We start from the raw sequence: 18,194 nt of genomic DNA on the forward strand, positions 1-18,194 counted from the left end.
GCACGACCGTCGATCCCGAAGTGGAGCGCCCCCTGGGGCGCGTGGACGCGGCCGTGCGCGGGTCTCCTCGCCCCTGGCGGCCTGCCGGCTCAGATCCAGTTCTGGAAGCGGATGATCTCGCGCCAGTAGTCGTACGGCACCTGCATCGCCGACCAGAACGGGTAGAACGCCACCGACACGGCCGTGACGGCCAGCAGGACGCCCACGACCACCCCGACCGTGCCGCCCCGCCCGCGACCTCGTGCGCTGCGTTCCAGCGCCACCACCATCGGGTACAGCAGCGTGAGGATCACCCACGGCGTGAACACGATCGAGTAGAACGCGAAGATCGTCCGGTCGGTGTACAGGAACCAGGGCAGCCAGCCGGCGACCGTGCCGGACAGCACGGCGATCGCCCGCCAGTCCCGCCACCACGCACCGAGCACGATCGTCACCACGATCGCGATCGCCGCGAGGAACCACAGCAGCGGGTTGCCGAGCGCCGTCACCGCGACCGCGCACGCGCCGTCGGCGTCCGCGGGGCAGCCGCTCTCCCCGGCGGCCGAGCGCTCCCAGAAGAACGACGTGGGCCGCCACTGCACGATCCAGCCCAGCGGGTGCGCCGCGTAGGCGTGCTCGGAGTCGAGATCCCGGTGGAAGCCGTACACCTGCTGGTGGTAGTGCCAGAGGCTCTCCAGCCAGTCCGGGACCCACGACGCCTGGTCGGGGTTGTCCTGCGCCCACGTGCGGTTGTACGCGGGGACGGACGAACCGGCGCTGGCGATCCACCGCCACCACGACGCCACGTAGGTGACCAGCGCGACCGGCACGATCTGGACGAAGGCGTACGGGGCGTCGAGGAGCAGCGACCTGGCGGCGCCCCCGGGGAGGCCCGCCCGGTGGCGGGCGGTCATGTCCCACAGCACCGTGAGCAGCCCGAACACGGCGACGAACCACAGCCCGGACCACTTGACCCCGCACGCGAGCCCGAGCGAGACGCCCGCGGCGAGCCGCCACCACCGCACGCCCAACCAGGCCGGGGACCACCCGGTGACGGGACCGCCCGCCGGGGAGATCGCTCCCACGCGGGCAGCCAGCCGCCGTCGGGTCTGCTCCCGGTCCAGCAGCAGGCACCCGAACGCCACCAGCACCCAGAACATGAGGAACTGGTCCAGCAGCGCGGTCCGCGAGTGGACGATCGCCTGACCGTCGATCGCCAGGAGGAAGCCCGCCGCGAGGCCCATCACGGTGCTCGAGAACAGCCGTCGCGCGATGCGTGCCAGCAGCAGCACCGCGAGGATGCCGACGACGGCGCTCGCCAGCCGCCAGGCGAACGGGTCGGTCGCCCCGCCGCCCGCCTCCATGCCGAGCCAGATCATCCACTTGCCCACCGGGGGGTGGACCACGTAGGCGGCCTGGTCGAGGTAGGTGTCGACGTCGCCCGCCTCGAACGCCGGGTTGGGGTCGTCGGGCCACTGCCTCTCGGCGCCCTCGCGGCCCAGGGTGTAGGCGTCCTTGACGTAGTACGTCTCGTCGAAGACGAGGGTCCCGGGCTTGCCGAGCTCCCACAGCCGGGTGGCGGCCGCGACGAGCGTGACGAGGACGGCGCCGAGCCATCCCAGCGCGCGGGCCTGCCACGTCGCGCCGAGGGCGAGGCGTCGCTCGCCCAGCAGCCGGACCAGGAGCGACTGCTCGGTCAGGGCGGGCTCCTCCGGCCCGTCGGCGGGCCGCGGCGTCCCGACGTCCGTGCCCGGTGCCGGGTCCGCGTCCGACGGCGAGCCAGGGGCCGACCTGGACGGCGGGACGCGGCCTTGATCCGGTGCCGGTGCCGGTGCCGGTGCCGGTGCCGGTGCCGGTGCCGCGTCCGACGGCGGGGCGTCGGCCGGGCCGTTCGACCGTACGCTCGGGATCGACCCGGTCACGGCACGGATCGCACCGGTCACGAGGGGGATGCCGCGGGTGTCCGTGCGGCGGTGCCCGTGGATGTCGCGTCGCGAGGGGTACTGCTGGCGGTTCTCCGACGGGGCGTCGGCAGCGGAGTTCTCACCGGTGGTCGGGGCGTCGGCATCGGGGGCGCTCACCTCGGCCACTTTAGAGGGTCGTGACGTCGCCGTGGGACAGTGGTCCACATGAGTCGTGACGCCGAGGCCGGGTCCGTCGTGCTGGCCGCCACCCCCATCGGCAACGTCGAGGACGCCTCGCCACGGCTGGTGCGTCTGCTGCAGGACGCCGACGTCGTCGCCGCCGAGGACACGCGCCGCCTGCATGGCCTGGCCGGCCGGCTCGGGATCAAGGTCGGTGGCCGTGTCGTGTCGTACCACGAGCACAACGAGCGCGACCGGGCCGACGACCTCCTGGACGTGGTCGGCGACGGCGGGACCGTCGTCGTCGTCACGGACGCCGGGATGCCGGCCGTCTCCGACCCCGGGTTCCGGCTCGTCGAGCGCGCCGTCGAGCGCGGCCTGCCCGTGACGGCGGCGCCGGGCGCCTCGGCCGTGCTCACAGCGCTCGCGCTGTCCGGGCTGCCGACCGACCGCTTCACGTTCGACGGGTTCGTGCCCCGCAAGGCGGGGGACCGGAGCCGGTTCCTCGACGCGCTCGCGACCGAGCCGCGCACCATGGTCTTCTTCGAGGCGCCGCACCGCGTCGTCGAGACGCTGGCCGCGATGGCGGACGCCCTGGGCGCCGATCGGCCCGCCGCCGTCTGCCGGGAGCTGACGAAGACGTACGAGGAGGTGCTGCGCGGCACCCTCGGGGAGCTCGCGGCGCTCGCGGGCGAGCGTGCCGAGACCGGGACCGGGCTGCGCGGCGAGATCTGCGTCGTCGTCGGTGGGGCCCCCGCGGCCGCGGCGCCCCGGGCCGAGGACCTGGTGCCCGACGTCCTGGCACGTGTCGCGGCCGGCGAACGCCTCAAGTCGGTGGTGGCCGACGTCGCGACGGCCGCCGGGACGTCCAAGCGCGAGCTCTACGAGGCGGCGCTCGCGGCACGGCCCGCACGGTAGGACGCCTCCGCCGCCCTCGGACGGTCGGTCCACGCGCGCGAGCCGCCCCCGACCAGCCGCCGGTCGTCCCCGGGACGGCGGCCGGTCGGAGGCCGGTGATCAACCCTGCACGCGCCGCCGGAGGAACGCCGCCACGGCGGCGGATCCCAGGAGGCAGAGCCCGCCGTTGACCCAGATGGCGGCATGCACGCCGTCGAGGATCGCCTCGGTCTCGGAGGCCGCGGAGGCCGCGACCACCGAGGCAGCCAGGACGGCGCTCATCACAGGAGTGCCCATGGTGATGCCGACCTGCTGACTCATCGTGGTCAGACCGGTGGCGAGACCGTGCTCACTCGCGGGGACGTCGCTGGTGGCCGTGACCATGAATCCGACGATGATCACCAGGTTCGCGACGCCACCGACGAAGGTCGCCACGAGGACGAGCCAGATGGACGTGCCCGTCTGACCGATGAGGACGAGGGGGATGGTCGCCGCAGCCTGGACGAGGAAGCCGCCGACGATCGCGGCCTTGGCGCCGAAGCGGCCGATGATCCGAGGACCGAGCAGCCCGCCGAGCACGGTGCCGATCCCGAGGACGGCGAAGGACAGGCCCGCCGCCAGCGGCGAATAGTCGAGAACCTCCTGCAGATAGATCGTCAGGAGGAAGACGAGCGACGTCTCGGTGGCGAAGGCGAGGAAGCCGGCGATATTGCCCCAGGCCACCGTGGGTCGGGTGAGCATGCTCAGCGGAACCAGCGGCTGGGACACGAACCTCTCCACCGCCACGAAGAGCGCGAGAAGGACCGCAGCAGCGGCGAGCGAGACCACCGTGACGGGATCCGTCCACGAGGTCTCGGCCGCGGTGGTCAGCCCGAGGACGAGGGCAAGAAGTCCCAGGGTGACCAGCACGGCGCCCGGGACGTCGAGTCGCGTGCGGTCCCTGGCACGGTCCTCCTTCAGGACGATGGGTGCGACGACGAGCACGGCGACGGCGATGGGCACGTTGATGAAGAAGGCCCACCTCCAGGACAACAGGTCCGTCAGCAGCCCGCCGAGGACGGCGCCGGTGGTGAAGCCGGCGGCCATCAGCGATCCGTTGAGGCCGAGGGCCTTGTCCCGCGCCGCCCCCTCGGCAAAGGTCCCGATGAGCAGGGCGAGCGCGGCGGGCACGACGATCGCCGTGGCGAGACCCTGCGCGACCCGCGCCACGAGAAGGACGGCGGGTGTGGTGGCGAGGCCGCCAGCGAGCGAACCAGCGCCCAGGAGCACCATGCCGACGAGGAACATGCGACGGCGGCCCGCCACGTCGGCGACACGGCCCATCAGCAGCGTGAACCCGGCCGCGCACAGGGCGAACGCCGTCGCGACCCACTGCAGGTTCGCGAGGGAGAAGCCGACGTCGGCGCCGATGGTGGGCAGGGCGACGTTGAGGATGGAGAAGTCGACGGCGAGCGTGAAGCTCGCGGTCAGCAGCACGGCCAGGGCCGTGCGCTGGCGGCCGGTCATGCGAGTGCTCCCGGTCCGCGCAGGCTCCCCGGTGGATTCCGTTCCCGATATCTGTTCCGTAGTCACGGTTCCTCTTTCGCGTCATGGATGTCCGGCATTCTTCTGGCCGTCTCCACCATGCGGTGCAAGGGAGAGGGCAACCACACCCCCCGCTTCCTGTCATCACGAGTGACAGGCACATTCGTGCGGTCCGCGAAACTGTCACTGCCAGGGACAGGACAGAACGCGGCCCGATCATGGAGCATGGGTGTATGAGCTCCAGTGACCTCGGTGACTTCCTGCGTTCCCGGCGTGCGGCGCTACGACCCGAAGACGTCGGGATCCGCGGCTACGGAGCCCGGCGCGTGCCCGGGCTGAGACGTGAAGAGCTGGCCATGCTGGCGGGTGTGAGCCCGACGTACTACGCCCGGCTGGAGCAGGGTCTGAGCACCAACGCCTCCGAGTCGGTGATCGGGTCGCTCGCCAAGGCGCTGGAGCTCGGGCCTGACGAGCAGGCACACCTGTTCGAGCTGGCCCGCCCCAAGCGGTCCCCGAGGCGTCGGGCGGCGGCGAAGCCCGATCGTGCACGGGAGGGCATGCTCCGGTTGGTGCGGTCGATACCCGATACGCCGGCGGTGATCCTCGGACGGCGCAGCGAGGTGCTGGGCTGGAACAGCCTGGGCCACCGCCTGGTGGGCGGTCATCTCGCGTTCGACGGTCCGGAGCTCTGGCGGGACCGGCCGAACATGACGCGCATGCTGTTTCTCGACGAGCACACGAAAGAGCTGTACAAGGACTGGGGCGGAGAAGCGGAACGAGCCGTCGCCTCGTTGCGTGTGCTCAGCGGAAAGAACAGGGACGATCCGGAGCTGACCGCGCTCATCGGGGAGCTCACGGTCAAGAGCCCGGAATTCTGCAGCCTGTGGGGACGGCACCCTGTCCATCGCTGCGTGTCGGGGGTGAAGCGGTTCCGGCACCCGGAAGTGGGTGACCTCGACCTCGAGTTCGAGGTCCTGACGCCCCCGGACGACTCCGAGCACCGGATTCTGATGTACACCGCCGCGTCGTCCGAGGCGGCGAGCACCCTCGCTCTCCTGGCGCGCGAGGCGACGCAGAGCGTCGTCACCGTGAGTCCGGAGCGAGAGCCGGACGCCGCCCGCGAGAGCGGCCGTTGAACGGTGGCTCTGACGGTGGGCCGGGATGCCGGCCCACCGCCAGACCCGTCAGGTGGGTTCTGTGACCAGTTCACCGTCCGAGGACCTGTTCGCCGTCCGTCGGCGCGGGCGGGCGAACCTGTCCATCGCCGGTCTCTCGACCAGCGCAGGGCGGTCCGGCGATCGAGCTGGACGGTGCCCACCGTGTCCTGTCCGGACTTCAGCAGCACCGGACTGCTGTGCGGTGCCGGTGAAGGCATCGGTCATCGAGAGGTTGACGATCACGCTACGTTCGGCCACGGATTCTTTCACGGCGTCTTGCAGGACGAGAGCTCGTGCGATTTTGCAGTCGAAATTCGTGCGGCGTGCGATGGTCATTGATGGATCCCTTGCGCTCGGCCTGGATCAGTCATGCGCATTCCATCAGGCCGGTGACCGGTGAGCCACACATTAGCAGGGACAGGATGAATCTGTCTCGGGATGGAGATACCGGTTGACGACCTCGGACGGGGAAGGTATATGGGCCAATTCATGCGAACTGGTCCGAGCGGCCCATGTCGGAGTCGTCCAGGCCTCGAGGGTGACACTGTCGGTGATAGGCAGAAGAGGGCCTGGCTGCTTCCGGATCCGATCCCGACGATGGATCGACAGCTGCGGACGACCGCAGGGCGTGTCGACGTTCGGAGGTATCTGATGGATCTGGAGCTCGTCGACAAGGTCGTCGTCGTCACCGGCGGGACCCGGGGGATCGGACTCGCGGTCGTCCGAGCGCTCGCCCAGGAGGGGGCCCGAGCGGTCGCGGTGGCCCGCCACGCTCCCGACGACGGCGTCCTTCCTCCCGGTGCCGGACTGATGACCGCCGACCTGTCCGACGACACCGTGGCGAGCGACGTCGTCGGACAGGCCGTGGAGCGGTACGGCCGCCTCGACGGACTCGTCAACAACGCCGCCTATTTCGACACCCGGCCCGGTTTCGCGGATCTCGACGACGAGCTGTGGCGCAGGACGTTCGAGCTGAACGTGATCGCCCCGGCCCGGCTGTCTCGTCGTGCGACCGCAGCGATGCAGGGCGACCCCGACGGCGGCAGCCTCGTCCACGTGGCCAGCGAGGCGGCCCGCATGCCCGATCCGACCATGGCGCCGTACGCCGCGTCCAAGGCCGCGCTCCTGTCGATCTCCAAGTCTCTGGCCGCCGACACCGGCCGCACGGGGGTCCGGTCCAACGTCGTGTCGCCGGGACCGACCCGCACGGCGCTGTTCGACGCCCCGGGCGGATTCGCCGACCAGCTCGCCGAGCGGTTCGGCACCGACCCCGACTCGGCCGTGGAGCGCTTCGTGCGCGAGGAACGCCGCCTGCCCACCGGGCGGATCGGCCGTCCGCAGGAGGTGGCCGACGTCGTCGCCTACCTGCTGTCCCCGCGGGCGCGTCAGGTCACGGGCGCGGAGTGGGCGGTCGACGGCGGCGCGCTGCGCCAGCTGTGAGCGCAGACCGCATGACGATGGTGGGCGACCGCTGGACGACCGTGACCACGGAGGACGGTGGAGTCGTCCACGTCCTCGTCCACGAACCCGGCATCCCTGCGCGCGGCCAGCTGGTGTGGGCGCACGGCGGCTCGTGGCAGCACGGGTCCGCGGCTCAGTGGGCACCGATGACCCGTCGCCTCGCCGCCTGCTCCGGCTGGGCCGTCACGTCCGTCGACTACCGTCTCGCCGACGCCGCCCGGTTCCCCGCCGCGGTCTGCGACGTGCTCGACGTCCTCGGCCACGTCGACGACGTGGAGATGCCCCTCGCCGTGGGCGGCGACAGCGCCGGCGGCACGATAGCCGCCCTCGTCGCCCTCGCGCGCCGCGATCGCGGCGAGAGGGTCCCGTCCCAGTTCCTCGCCTATCCACCGCTCGACCCCGGCTGCGGTCGTCCGTCCTACCACCGCGACCCCACGGTGTTCCCGCGGCCTGCTGAGCTGCGCCGCGCCTGGCGGGTCTGGCTGGACGGCGACGGCGGCGTCGCTCGTGGAGAACTGCGGCGCTCGCCTCTCGACGCCGCCAGCCTGTCCGGGCTCGCGCCCGCCTTCCTCGCCGTCGGTGACCTCGACCCCGTGCTCGACGACGTTGTCGAGTACGCCGGGCTCCTGTGTGCCGCAGACGTCCCCACGAGCCTCAGCATCGTGCCTGGTGCCACGCATGCGGACCTCCTCGGCTCGCACAGCGGCCTGTTCGCCGATCTGACCGCCGCGCTGATCGAGGCCGCCGCCGAGGGTTCCACGACCATCGCCCACGACGAAAGGACCGCACCGTGACGACCTCGTCCACCGATGCACTCGTCCGCCACTTCACCGACCTGCGCGACGGGAACCACTTCGGACACGTCACCCGCGGTGCCAAGGAAGAGGCGTTCGCCCACGCGGTCGAGCTCCTCGACGGACCGGTACGCACGATCCTGGTCGAGCTCGACGCCGGACTCCTGCGTTCGACGGGTGAGATCGACGCTGTGGGCACGTGCCGTGAGGAGCGCGGCGGCCTGCTGGCCGCCTGGCAGCTCACGTGGCCCGAACAGCGCGACGCGGGCATCTCCCCGATCAGCATCATCGCCACGTTCGGCGCCGGGTTCCACCACCCTCATCTGCGGGGCGCCACCGTCGGTGAGTGGCCTCTGAACGTCGCCACGAAGGAACACGCCGAGGAGCTGGCTCCCACGCTCCGTGCCATCGCCGAGGCCGACATGCACAACCTCGTCTTCCAGAGGGACTGGCGGATCGTGCCAGAGCTCACGACCGGTGGGAACGACGTCCCGCCGAGCGCACCCGTCTGAGCGGCGGCCGGCGTCGCACGGTCAGGGGATGGACGGCGTCAGCGTGACGCCCACGGCCGCCATCTCGGCGCGGGCCCGCTCGCCCTGCTCCACGGAGACCGGCGCGGTCAGGTCGGTCAGCACGGTCGTGGCGAACCCGGAGTGCACGGAGTCCAGCGCGGTGTGCTTGACGCAGTGCGACTCCGCCAGCCCGACGACGTCCACCGCCGAGACGTCGGCCTCGCGCAGGACCTGGTCCAGGGACCGCCCGACGGCGTCCTCGCCGTCGAAGCCGGAGTACCCGTGGTCGTACTGGCCCTTGCGGATCGCGACGTCCGCCGCGAGGTCCGCCAGCGCCGGGTGCAGCTGGGCGTTCGCTGACTCCGCCACCCCGTGGACGGGCCAGGAGCTCACGAAGTCCGGGTCGTCGCTGAAGTGCTCGCCCGGGTCGATGTGCCAGTCCTGGGTGGTCACGACGATCCCGTAGCGGTCGCGGTGCGCGGCGACGTACGCGGCCACGTCCCGGGCCACCTGGTCGCCCCCGTCCACCGGGAGCTCGCCGCCCTCGCAGAAGGTCGGCTGGACGTCCACGACGAGAAGTGCACGCGTCCTCATCCCTCCACTGTGCCACTTCGCGTCGCTGCTGCCGAGACCCGGCAGTCTTCCGCTGCCGCTGTCGACACCTCTCGGCAGTCGTGGGGCGGGGGTGGGAGGCGACGGGGAGGTGAGACGCCTCGGCCGGCCCCCGGCGTCGACCACTAGGATTCGGGGCATGACCCACATCCTCTCGGCCGTGGCATGGCCCTATGCCAACGGCCCGCGGCACATCGGCCACGTCGCCGGCTTCGGCGTTCCCTCCGACGTCTTCAGCCGGCACATGCGGATGGCGGGTCACGACGTCCTGATGGTCTCCGGCACCGACGAGCACGGCACGCCGATCCTCGTCCAGGCGGAGCAGGAGGGCGTCACGCCGCAGGAGCTCGCGGACCGCTACAACCGCGTGATCACCAAGGATCTTGCGGACCTGGGCCTCAGCTACGACCTGTTCACGCGCACCACGACGCGCAACCACTACGCCGTCGTGCAGGAGATGTTCCGCACGGTGCACCAGAACGGCTACATGGTCGAGAAGTCGACCATGGGCGCGATCTCGCCGTCCACGGGCCGCACGCTGCCGGACCGCTTCATCGAGGGCACCTGCCCGATCTGCGGGTACGACGGCGCGCGCGGCGACCAGTGCGACAACTGCGGCAACCAGCTCGACCCGATCGACCTGAAGAACCCGCGCAGCCGCATCAACGGCGAGACGCCGAAGTTCGTCGAGTCGAACCACTTCTTCCTCGACCTGCCGGCCCTCGTCGACACGCTGTCCTCCTGGCTCGAGACCCGCAGCGGGTGGCGCCCCAACGTGCTGAACTTCAGCCGCAACCTGCTCGACGACGTCCGTCCGCGTGCCATGACGCGCGACATCGACTGGGGCATCCCCGTGCCGCTCGAGGGCTGGGAGGACAACCCCTCCAAGCGCCTGTACGTGTGGTTCGACGCCGTGATCGGCTACCTGTCCAGCTCGATCGAGTGGTCCCGCCGCCGGGGCACGCCCGAGGCGTGGCGCGAGTGGTGGACGAACCCGGACGCCCGGTCGTACTACTTCATGGGCAAGGACAACATCACGTTCCACTCCCAGATCTGGCCGGCGGAGCTCCTGGCGTACGACGGCGGTGGGTCGCGCGGGGGAGGACCGGGCCGGTTCGGGTCGCTCCAGCTCCCGACGGAGGTGGTCTCCAGCGAGTTCCTCAACGTCGAGGGGCAGAAGTTCTCCTCCTCGCGCGGCGTCGTCATCTACGTGCGCGACATGCTCGCCCGGTACCAGCCCGACGCCTTCCGCTACTACGTCGCGGCGGCCGGGCCGGAGAACCAGGACGTCGACTTCACGTGGGAGGGCTTCCTGCGGCGCACCAACGACGAGCTCGTCGCGGGCTGGGGCAACCTCGTCAACCGCACGGCGAGCATGGTGCACAAGAACTTCGGCCAGATCCCGGCCGCCGGGGAGCTCGCCGACGCGGACCGCGACGTGCTGGCTGCGACACGCAAGGCGTTCGACGACATCGGTGCCCTCATCGGGTCCAACCGGCAGCGCGCGGCCATCGCCGAGGCGATGCGCGTCGTCGGCGACGTCAACCGGTACGTCTCGGAGACGGAGCCGTGGAAGCTCAAGGCGGACCCGGACCGGCTCGCCACCGTGCTGCACACCACCACGCAGGCGGTGAGCGACTGCAACACCCTGCTCGCGCCGTTCCTGCCGCACTCGGCCCAGTCGGTGCACGAGGTGCTGGGCGGGTCGGGGGAGTTCGCCCCGCAGCCGGTGATCGAGGAGGTCACCGACCTCGACGACGACTCCCGGCACTACCCGGTCATCACGGGCGACCACGACGGCGCGTACCGGTTCCCGGCGTGGGAGTCCCGCCCCGTCACGCCGGGCACCCCGATCGTCAAGCCGACCCCGGTGTTCACCAAGCTCGACGACTCGATCGTCGAGGAGGAGCTGGAACGCCTGCGCGAGAAGGCCTGATGGGACGGTCGAAGCGCGAGCGGGGCTTCCCGCCCGACCCGGAGCAGCTGCCGGTCGCCGTCGTCGACAACCACACGCACCTGGACGCGATCGGTGCGCTGGTGCGCGACGCGTCGCCCGGCGAGCCGGTGCCGACCGTGGCGGACCATCTCGCCCGGGCGGCCGCCGTCGGCGTCGACCGGCTGGTGCAGGTGGGCTGCGACCTGCCGTCGATCGAGTGGACCGACGCCCTGCTGCGCACCACCGGTGCCGAACAGGAGCATGGGCCCGGTTTCGCACACGAAAGCGGGCGCAAGCTCCTGTTCGGCACCGGTGCGTTGCTGGGCGCGGTGGCGATCCATCCCAACGAGGCGGTGCTGCACGCCGGCGTGCGTGAGGTGGGGCCCGACGGCCTCGAACCGTCCCCGCGCGAGCACCACGCCGTCGGGATCGACGACGCGATCGCGCGCGTCGCCCAGGTCGCCCGGGACAACCCCCGCGTCCGGGCCGTCGGCGAGACCGGGATGGACCTGTTCCGGACCGGGCCGCAGGGTGAGGCGGTGCAGCGTGATGCCTTCCGGGCGCACGTCGCGCTGGCCAAGGAGCTCGGGCTGGCGATGCAGATCCACGACCGCGACGCCCACCAGCAGGTGATCGACGTCCTGCTGGCCGACGGAGCCCCGGAGCGCACGGTGTTCCACTGCTACAGCGGGGACGCCGAGATGGCCGCGCTGGCCGCCGAGCACGGCTGGTTCCTGTCCTTCGCGGGCCCGGTGACCTACCCGAAGAACGACCACCTGCGCGAGGCGCTGCGGACCGTGCCCCTCGACCTGGTGCTGGTCGAGACCGATGCGCCGTACCTGCCGCCGCACCCGTTCCGTGGCCGTCCCAGCGCCCCGTACGTCGTCGCGCACACGGTGCGCGCGATGGCGGACACGCTGGAGCGCCCGCTCGACGAGCTCTGCCGGGCGGTCTCGCAGAACGCCGAGCGCGTCTACGGGGCGTGGTGACCCTGTCGCTGAGACGCTGGTTCGACTACGGTCTGGTGATCGTGACGAGGCGTGAGCAGGGACGACGGCGGGACCGGCGTGACGCCACCTCCGGTCGTCGACCCCCGGGGCGCTACGTCGGGCGCCGGGGCCCGCTCGGCGGCGTGGTCCGTGGCGCGCTGCGGACGCTCGTGGTGACCGCGGTGGCGGTCGGGGCGTACGGCGTGGTCGACACCCACAGCCAGGTCGTGGTCGACGTGGACGGGCGGGTGCAGACCCTCGACGGCTACGGCCGGACGGTGGGCGACGTCCTCGCGTTCCACGACATCCGGCCCGGCCCGGACGACCTGGTCCAGCCGGCCGCCTCGGCACCGGCCCCGGACGGCGGGGAGGTGGTGGTGCGCACCAGCAAGGACGTCACGCTCGAGGTCGACGGCGAGACCACCACCTTCACGACGACGGCGCACACGGTGGGCGAGCTGCTCGCCGCCCTGGGGCCGCGCGGCGACGGTGCGGTGACGACGGCGTCCCGCAGCGACCCGCTGGGCCGCGGCCCGGTGCGGGTCTCGACGCTCAAGACGGTGCACGTCTCCGTGGACGGGTCCGTGCTGCCGCTGCGCACCACGGAGGCCACGGTGCGGGACGTCCTCGCGGAGGTCGAGATCTCGCTCGGGGACGACGACAGGACCTCGGTCCCGCTCGGTGCGGCCGCCGTCGACGGCATGGTCGTGGTCGTGAACCGGGGCGAGACGGCGTCGGACATCGTCACCGAGGTGATGCCGTTCGACACCGAGCGCGTCGATTCGGACGACCTGCCCCTGGGGTACGAGTCCGTGCAGACCCGCGGCGTGCCGGGGGAGCGGGTGACCACCTACGAGGTGCACACCCTCGACGGCGCGGAGGTGAGCCGGACGGTCGTCGACCGTGCGGTCACGGTCGAGCCGGTCGACGAGGTGGTGGTGGTCGGCACGCTCGACGTCTCGCAGGTGCAGGTGGACCCCGGTTCCGCCAAGGCGGTCGCCCGGTCGCTCGCCGCGGAGCGCGGCTGGGGGGACGACCAGTTCGTCTGCCTCGACAAGCTGTGGACCAAGGAGTCCAACTGGCGCTGGAACGCGGAGAACTCCTCGAGCGGTGCGTACGGCATCCCGCAGGCCCTGCCGGGCTCGAAGATGGCGTCGGCCGGTTCGGACTGGCGGACGAACCCTGCCACGCAGATCTCGTGGGGGCTGGGCTACATCTCGGGCCGGTACGGCACGCCGTGCGGTGCCTGGAACCACTCGATGTCGGTCGGCTGGTACTGAGCACGCCCCGGGAGGTGTGATCTCCGTCCCGCAACCGGGAGATTTTTTCCGGCATACCGCGTCGTAGCCGGGCATACCTACCACAGGTGCTCTTGGATGAACATCACGATGCGGTTACGGTCGTCGGAGCCACCGGATCGACCGCGTGCTCGACCGCCCGTCGAGAGCCGCCGTCGTGGCCGGTACCGCCGACGTCTGGAACCATCTTGAACGACTGGCCCGACGACTCCGTCACGCCGCCGACCGCCCCCGTACCCGTCAGTGCCGAGCCCACGGCCGCGGCCGGTGAGGCGCCCGCCGCCGCGACGGCCCGGCGCCGCCGCCGGTGGCCGCTGGTCGCCATGGTGGTCGCGCTGAGCCTCGTGGTCGCCGGCGGCGTGAGCTTCGCCGTGGTGGAGCAGCTCCGCAAGGACGTCACTCTCGACGTCGACGGCAACCTCGTCACCGTCACGACGTACGCCGACACCGTCGACGACGTCCTCGCCGAGGAAGGGGTCCGCGTCGGCGACAACGACGAGGTCACCCCCGCGGCCGGCGACGCGCTGCGGGACGGCGCCGTGGTCGAGGTCCGCTACGGCCGCGAGCTGACGGTCGAGGCGGACGGCGAGCAGGAGGAGGTCTGGGTCGCCGCCCTCGACGCCGACGACGCTCTCGAGCAGCTCGCCACCCGCGACGAGCAGGTCCGCCTGCTGCCCTCGCGGTCCGCCGACCGCGCGTCCCTGCCGATCCGCCTCGACGCCGACCAGCCGGTCGCCCTCGTCGTGGGCGGCGAGGAGACCGTGGTCGACGACGGTGCCCGCACGCTCACGGATCTCTTCGAGGCGGAGTCGGTCGAGATCGACGACGACGACCGCGTCCACGTCGACCGCGTCGAGCCCGGCGCCGCCGGCGAGCCGACCGTGCGCGTCGTCGTGCAGGTCGTGGACGTCAAGAAGGTCACCAAGACGAAGAAGATCGACTTCGACACCGTCACGGAGAAGGACCCGGACCGCTACAGCGACGAGGGGTCGTTCGTCTCGCAGGAGGGCTCGAAGGGCGAACGGACCATCGTCAAGCGCGTGACGCGCGTCGACGGTGAGGTCGAGTCGCGCGAGAGGGTCTCGAACGAGGTCACGAAGAAGCCGGTCGACGAGATCGTCGTCGTCGGCACCAAGGAGCGGCCCGAGCCGGAGCCCGAGCCGGAGCCGGAGCCGGAGCCCGCGACGTCGTCCGGTTCCTCGTCCGGCTCGTCGTCCAGCAGCTCCTCGGGCGATTCCGGCTCGACCAGCTCCTCCGGTGGCAGCTCCTCCGGTGACAGCGCCCCCGCGGGCGTGTGGTCCCAGCTCGCCCAGTGCGAGTCCGGCGGCAACCCGTCCACCAACACCGGCAACGGCTACTACGGGCTCTACCAGTTCTCGCTGCCGACGTGGCAGGCGGTGGGCGGTTCCGGGCTGCCCTCGGACGCCTCTGCTGCCGAGCAGACGAAGCGCGCGCAGATCCTGCAGGAGCGCTCGGGCTGGGGGCAGTGGCCGCACTGCGCCAGCAAGCTCGGTCTGCTCTGACCCACCGGAGGCCGCCGGGGTGCTGAGCCGCCCCGGCGGCCTTCGTGTGCCCGGCCTGTGAAGCCAGGTGAAGTCATCGTGCCGAGCCGCGGACTGTGACCCAGACCGTGTTGCGCTCCATAACGAATCAGTTACGGTCGGGTGTCGTTCGCGCTCGACAGTCGACATCTGCTGTATAAGCCCTGGCCCTTGAGGGGGCCACGCCCCCCGTCTTTCAGGAGATCCATGAGCTCCGCACCGGAGAACCACGAGCCCCGGCCCGCCACGGCCGAGACCCGCGCCGTCACCCGGACGCGCCGCACCCGGCGCCGTCGGGCGCTGGTCGCCACCGTCGCCGGTGGCGCCCTCGTCGTCGGTGGCGGCTCCGCCGTCGCCGTGTCCCAGGCTCACAAGACCGTCACGCTCGACGTCGACGGCGAGTCCCGCACCGTCAGCAGCTTCGCCGGCGACGTCGAGGGGCTGCTCGCCGCCGAGGACGTCGCCGTGACCGACCGCGACCTGGTCTCGCCCGCCCTCGCCGACCCGCTGACCGACGCGAGCGACGTCGTCGTGCGCACCGGCAAGCAGATCGACGTCGAGATCGACGGCGAGCCCACCTCCACGTGGGTGACCGCCGCCGACGCCCACGAGGCCCTCGGCCTGCTCTCCCAGCGAGGCAATGACATCGCGCTCGTGGCCTCCCGCACCGACGACCGCGTCGAGCTGCCCCTGGAGGTCCACGACGGCGACGAGGTCGCCGTGGTCCACGACGAGGCCGTCGACGTGGTCGACGGCTCCGACGACGTGGACGCCGTGCTGGCCGCGGCCGACGTGGAGGTGGACGAGGACGACTCCGTCACCCTGTCCACGACCCACGACGCCGGGGTGGAGGCCGCCGACGTGCCCGAGGACGCCGAGCTGCCGCAGGTCGCCGTCGTCGTCGAGCGCGTCGAGGTCGAGCAGGTCACGAAGGTCAAGGAGATCGCCTTCGACACCCGGACCAAGGAGAGCTCGAAGCGCTACGAGGACCTCGACCCGAAGGTCGAGAAGAAGGGCGAGCCCGGCTCGCGCAGCGTCGTCCGGGAGATCACCACGGTCGACGGCAAGGAGGTCTCGAACAAGAAGATCACCTCGATGGTGACCGCGGAGCCGGTCACCGAGGTGCTCATCCAGGGCACCAGGGAGCGCCCCGAGCCGGAGCCCGAGCCGGAGCCGGAGCCGGAGCCCGAGCCGGCGAGCTCGTCGTCGGGCTCGTCGTCCGGCTCGTCGTCCGGTTACTCCGGGTCGAACCGCCAGATCGGTCAGCAGATGGCCGCGGACCGCGGCTGGACCGGCAGCGAGTGGACGTGCCTGGAGAGCCTGTGGACCAAGGAGTCCGGCTGGTCGCACACGGCCGCCAACCCGTCGTCGGGTGCCTACGGCATCCCGCAGTCGCTGCCGGGCAGCAAGATGGCGACCGCCGGTGCCGACTGGCAGTCCAACCCGGCCACGCAGATCGCCTGGGGCCTGGACTACATCGCCGGCCGCTACGGCTCCCCGTGCGGGGCCTGGGGCCACTCGCAGGCCAACAACTGGTACTGAGCCGCCCCGACGGGCGATACTCAGCCCCATGACTGACACCCCTGGCGCCCTGCTCGGCCCCGCGGAGATCCGCGAGCTGGCAGGGCGTCTCGGCGTCCGGCCCACCAAGACGCTCGGGCAGAACTTCGTGCACGACGGCGGTACCGTCCGCAAGATCGTCCGTGCGGCCGGGGTGCAGCCCGGCGACCGGGTCGTGGAGGTGGGCCCCGGCCTCGGGTCACTGACCCTCGGGCTGCTGGAGGCCGGCGCCTCCGTGGTCGCCGTCGAGATCGACCCGGTCCTGGCCGGCCAGCTCGCGACCACCGTGCACCGCCACCTGCCCGACGCCGACCTCGAGCTGGTGACCGCCGACGCGATGACCGTCACCGACCTGCCCGGTGCGCCGCCCACGGCCCTCGTGGCGAACCTGCCCTACAACGTCGCCGTGCCCGTGCTGCTCACGTTCCTCCAGCGCTTCGAGTCGCTGCGGTCGGTGCTCGTCATGGTGCAGGCCGAGGTGGCGGACCGTCTCGCGGCGCCCCCCGGCTCCCGCACCTACGGCGTGCCGTCCGCGAAGGCCGCCTGGTACGGAACCGCCCGGCGCTCCCTGACGATCAGCCGGCACGTGTTCTGGCCCGTGCCGAACGTGGACTCGGCGCTGGTGGAGATCGTGCGGCACGAGCCGCCGACGACCACCGCGACCCGCCAGGAGGTCTTCACCGTGGTCGACGCCGCGTTCGCCCAGCGACGCAAGACGCTCCGTGCGGCGCTGTCCGGCCTGTTCGGCTCCGGTGCCGTCGCCGAGGAGGCGCTGCGCGCCGCCGGCATCGACCCGTCGTTGCGTGGTGAGCGCCTGGCGATCACCGACTTCGCGCGCATCGCCGAGCGCCTGGGCGCCGGTGCTGGCACGGTGGACGCGTGAGCCACCTCGCCGCCGCCCCTGCGCCGTCCGTCCGCGTGCGCGCCCCGGGGAAGATCAACCTCACGCTGCGCGTCGGGCCCGTGGCCGACGACGGCTACCACCCGCTGGTGACCGTCTTCCAGGCGGTGTCGCTGTTCGAGGAGGTCACCGCGACGGAGGTGCCGGAGGGCGCCGGCATCTCGCTGACCGTCGAGGGGCCGCAGGCCGACCGCGTCCCGCTGGACGGCACCAACCTGGCCTGGCGGGCCGTCGAGGTGATCGCCCGGCACGTCGGGCTGGACCCCAGCGTGGCGCTGCACATCGCCAAGGGGGTCCCGGTGGCCGGCGGGATGGCCGGGGGCTCCGCCGACGCCGCCGCGACGCTGCTGGCCTGCGACGCGCTGTGGGGGACCGCGCTGCCCCGCGACGAGCTCGCCGGTCTGGCGGCGACCCTCGGCTCGGACGTGCCGTTCGCGCTGCTGGGGCACACCGCCGTCGGCACCGGCCGCGGGCACCTGCTCACGCCGGCGATGACCCGCGGCGAGTTCCACTGGGCCTTCGCCACGCGTGACGACGGGCTCTCCACCCCGGCGGTCTACCGCCGGTTCGACGAGCTCACCGGTCCCACCGCACCCTCCGTCGAAGACGCCGACGACAACGGGCTCATGCAGGCTCTGCGTGCCGGGGACCCGACGGCGCTCGGGGCGGCGCTGCAGAACGACCTCGAGGCCGCGGCGCTCGACCTGCGTCCCGAGCTGGAGCGCACCCTGCAGGTCGCCCGCGACGGTGGCGCGCTCGGGGTGATGGTGTCCGGGTCCGGGCCGACGGTCGCGGCGCTGGCGCGCTCGCGCCAGCACGCTCTCGCGCTCGCCGCGACGTGGACCGCCGAGGACGCCGCCGACGCGGTGTGGTGCACCACCGGCCCGGCCGCCGGCGCCCGCGTCCTCTGACGCGCCGAGGTAGCGCCGGCGGTGCCGAGGCAGTGCCG

Annotated in this window: 16 protein-coding genes; 12 read left to right on the forward strand and 4 right to left on the reverse strand. The window is 72.1% G+C overall.

The window, feature by feature from the left end; genetic code table 11:
- Positions 1-89: 89 nt before the first annotated feature.
- Positions 90-2,060, reverse strand: coding sequence for a dolichyl-phosphate-mannose--protein mannosyltransferase (locus UQW22_RS09515; RefSeq protein WP_407316482.1), 1,971 nt, complete (start codon positions 2,058-2,060; stop codon positions 90-92).
- A 48-nt stretch (positions 2,061-2,108) separates the two neighbouring features.
- Between UQW22_RS09515 and rsmI the strand changes: the two genes are divergently transcribed.
- A complete protein-coding gene (gene rsmI, locus UQW22_RS09520; protein ID WP_407316484.1) occupies positions 2,109-2,981 on the forward strand; it encodes a 16S rRNA (cytidine(1402)-2'-O)-methyltransferase in 873 nt (290 codons plus the stop codon).
- 99 nt (positions 2,982-3,080) lie between these two features.
- Here the strand turns inward: rsmI and UQW22_RS09525 are convergent, their stop codons facing one another.
- Positions 3,081-4,466, reverse strand: a complete 1,386-nt coding sequence (locus UQW22_RS09525; RefSeq protein WP_407316486.1) for an MFS transporter — start codon at positions 4,464-4,466, stop codon at positions 3,081-3,083.
- Positions 4,467-4,717: 251 nt separating this feature from the next.
- Between UQW22_RS09525 and UQW22_RS09530 the strand changes: the two genes are divergently transcribed.
- The gene (locus UQW22_RS09530; protein ID WP_407316488.1) at positions 4,718-5,620 is read left to right on the forward strand and encodes a helix-turn-helix domain-containing protein; all 903 of its coding nucleotides are present in this window, start codon (positions 4,718-4,720) and stop codon (positions 5,618-5,620) included.
- 48 nt (positions 5,621-5,668) lie between these two features.
- On the opposite strand, the gene UQW22_RS09535 is transcribed toward UQW22_RS09530, so the two are convergent.
- Positions 5,669-5,977 (reverse strand): hypothetical protein, encoded by a 309-nt coding sequence (locus UQW22_RS09535; RefSeq protein WP_407316490.1) that lies wholly within the window; start codon positions 5,975-5,977, stop codon positions 5,669-5,671.
- A gap of 315 nt (positions 5,978-6,292) precedes the next feature.
- Between UQW22_RS09535 and UQW22_RS09540 the strand changes: the two genes are divergently transcribed.
- Genes UQW22_RS09540 through UQW22_RS09550 form a run of 3 tightly spaced genes read left to right on the forward strand, consistent with a single transcriptional unit; the run spans position 6,293 to position 8,408 of the window.
- Positions 6,293-7,081: an SDR family NAD(P)-dependent oxidoreductase gene (locus tag UQW22_RS09540; protein ID WP_407316492.1), complete on the forward strand. Its 789-nt coding sequence runs from the start codon at positions 6,293-6,295 to the stop codon at positions 7,079-7,081.
- Positions 7,082-7,092: 11 nt separating this feature from the next.
- Positions 7,093-7,896, forward strand: coding sequence for an alpha/beta hydrolase fold domain-containing protein (locus UQW22_RS09545; RefSeq protein ID WP_407316494.1), 804 nt, complete (start codon positions 7,093-7,095; stop codon positions 7,894-7,896).
- Positions 7,893-8,408 carry a hypothetical protein gene (locus UQW22_RS09550; RefSeq protein WP_407316496.1) on the forward strand — a complete coding sequence of 172 codons (516 nt, stop codon included), beginning with the start codon at positions 7,893-7,895 and terminating at the stop codon, positions 8,406-8,408. Before UQW22_RS09545 ends, UQW22_RS09550 begins: the two co-directional genes overlap by 4 nt.
- A 21-nt stretch (positions 8,409-8,429) precedes the next feature.
- On the opposite strand, the gene UQW22_RS09555 is transcribed toward UQW22_RS09550, so the two are convergent.
- Positions 8,430-9,002 carry an isochorismatase family protein gene (locus UQW22_RS09555; protein ID WP_407316498.1) on the reverse strand — a complete coding sequence of 191 codons (573 nt, stop codon included), beginning with the start codon at positions 9,000-9,002 and terminating at the stop codon, positions 8,430-8,432.
- Between the two features lie 157 nt (positions 9,003-9,159).
- On the opposite strand from UQW22_RS09555, the gene metG reads away from it, so the two are divergent.
- The 7 genes from metG to UQW22_RS09590 all read left to right on the forward strand — a co-directional run bounded on the left by metG (position 9,160) and on the right by UQW22_RS09590 (position 18,156).
- Positions 9,160-10,956, forward strand: a complete 1,797-nt coding sequence (gene metG / locus UQW22_RS09560; protein WP_407316500.1) for a methionine--tRNA ligase — start codon at positions 9,160-9,162, stop codon at positions 10,954-10,956.
- Positions 10,956-11,945, forward strand: coding sequence for a TatD family hydrolase (locus UQW22_RS09565; RefSeq protein WP_407316502.1), 990 nt, complete (start codon positions 10,956-10,958; stop codon positions 11,943-11,945). Before metG ends, UQW22_RS09565 begins: the two co-directional genes overlap by 1 nt.
- Positions 11,942-13,225, forward strand: coding sequence for a ubiquitin-like domain-containing protein (locus tag UQW22_RS09570; protein ID WP_407316504.1), 1,284 nt, complete (start codon positions 11,942-11,944; stop codon positions 13,223-13,225). Before UQW22_RS09565 ends, UQW22_RS09570 begins: the two co-directional genes overlap by 4 nt.
- A 206-nt stretch (positions 13,226-13,431) precedes the next feature.
- Entirely contained in the window at positions 13,432-14,766 is a 1,335-nt protein-coding gene (locus tag UQW22_RS09575) for a transglycosylase family protein (RefSeq protein WP_407316506.1), read from the forward strand.
- 225 nt (positions 14,767-14,991) lie between these two features.
- Positions 14,992-16,326 carry a ubiquitin-like domain-containing protein gene (locus UQW22_RS09580; RefSeq protein ID WP_407316508.1) on the forward strand — a complete coding sequence of 445 codons (1,335 nt, stop codon included), beginning with the start codon at positions 14,992-14,994 and terminating at the stop codon, positions 16,324-16,326.
- A 28-nt stretch (positions 16,327-16,354) separates the two neighbouring features.
- Positions 16,355-17,227, forward strand: coding sequence for a 16S rRNA (adenine(1518)-N(6)/adenine(1519)-N(6))-dimethyltransferase RsmA (gene rsmA, locus UQW22_RS09585; RefSeq protein ID WP_407316510.1), 873 nt, complete (start codon positions 16,355-16,357; stop codon positions 17,225-17,227).
- Positions 17,224-18,156: a 4-(cytidine 5'-diphospho)-2-C-methyl-D-erythritol kinase gene (locus UQW22_RS09590; RefSeq protein ID WP_407316512.1), complete on the forward strand. Its 933-nt coding sequence runs from the start codon at positions 17,224-17,226 to the stop codon at positions 18,154-18,156. The genes rsmA and UQW22_RS09590 overlap by 4 nt, the downstream gene beginning before the upstream one ends.
- Positions 18,157-18,194 lie beyond the last annotated feature (38 nt).

Source organism: Isoptericola halotolerans, assembly GCF_045689585.1.
GTDB lineage: Bacteria > Actinomycetota > Actinomycetes > Actinomycetales > Cellulomonadaceae > Isoptericola > Isoptericola halotolerans_B.

Bases quoted from the DNA above. Each gene is read 5' to 3' on its own strand.
- rsmA (WP_407316510.1), top strand. From the start codon at position 16,355: ATGACTGACACCCCTGGCGCCCTGCTCGGCCCCGCGGAGATCCGCGAG.
- UQW22_RS09555 (WP_407316498.1), bottom strand. From the start codon at position 9,002: ATGAGGACGCGTGCACTTCTCGTCGTGGACGTCCAGCCGACCTTCTGC.
- metG (WP_407316500.1), top strand. From the start codon at position 9,160: ATGACCCACATCCTCTCGGCCGTGGCATGGCCCTATGCCAACGGCCCG.
- UQW22_RS09545 (WP_407316494.1), top strand. From the start codon at position 7,093: ATGACGATGGTGGGCGACCGCTGGACGACCGTGACCACGGAGGACGGT.
- UQW22_RS09540 (WP_407316492.1), top strand. From the start codon at position 6,293: ATGGATCTGGAGCTCGTCGACAAGGTCGTCGTCGTCACCGGCGGGACC.
- UQW22_RS09535 (WP_407316490.1), bottom strand. From the start codon at position 5,977: ATGACCATCGCACGCCGCACGAATTTCGACTGCAAAATCGCACGAGCT.
- UQW22_RS09525 (WP_407316486.1), bottom strand. From the start codon at position 4,466: ATGACCGGCCGCCAGCGCACGGCCCTGGCCGTGCTGCTGACCGCGAGC.
- UQW22_RS09580 (WP_407316508.1), top strand. From the start codon at position 14,992: ATGAGCTCCGCACCGGAGAACCACGAGCCCCGGCCCGCCACGGCCGAG.
- UQW22_RS09565 (WP_407316502.1), top strand. From the start codon at position 10,956: ATGGGACGGTCGAAGCGCGAGCGGGGCTTCCCGCCCGACCCGGAGCAG.
- UQW22_RS09530 (WP_407316488.1), top strand. From the start codon at position 4,718: ATGAGCTCCAGTGACCTCGGTGACTTCCTGCGTTCCCGGCGTGCGGCG.
- rsmI (WP_407316484.1), top strand. From the start codon at position 2,109: ATGAGTCGTGACGCCGAGGCCGGGTCCGTCGTGCTGGCCGCCACCCCC.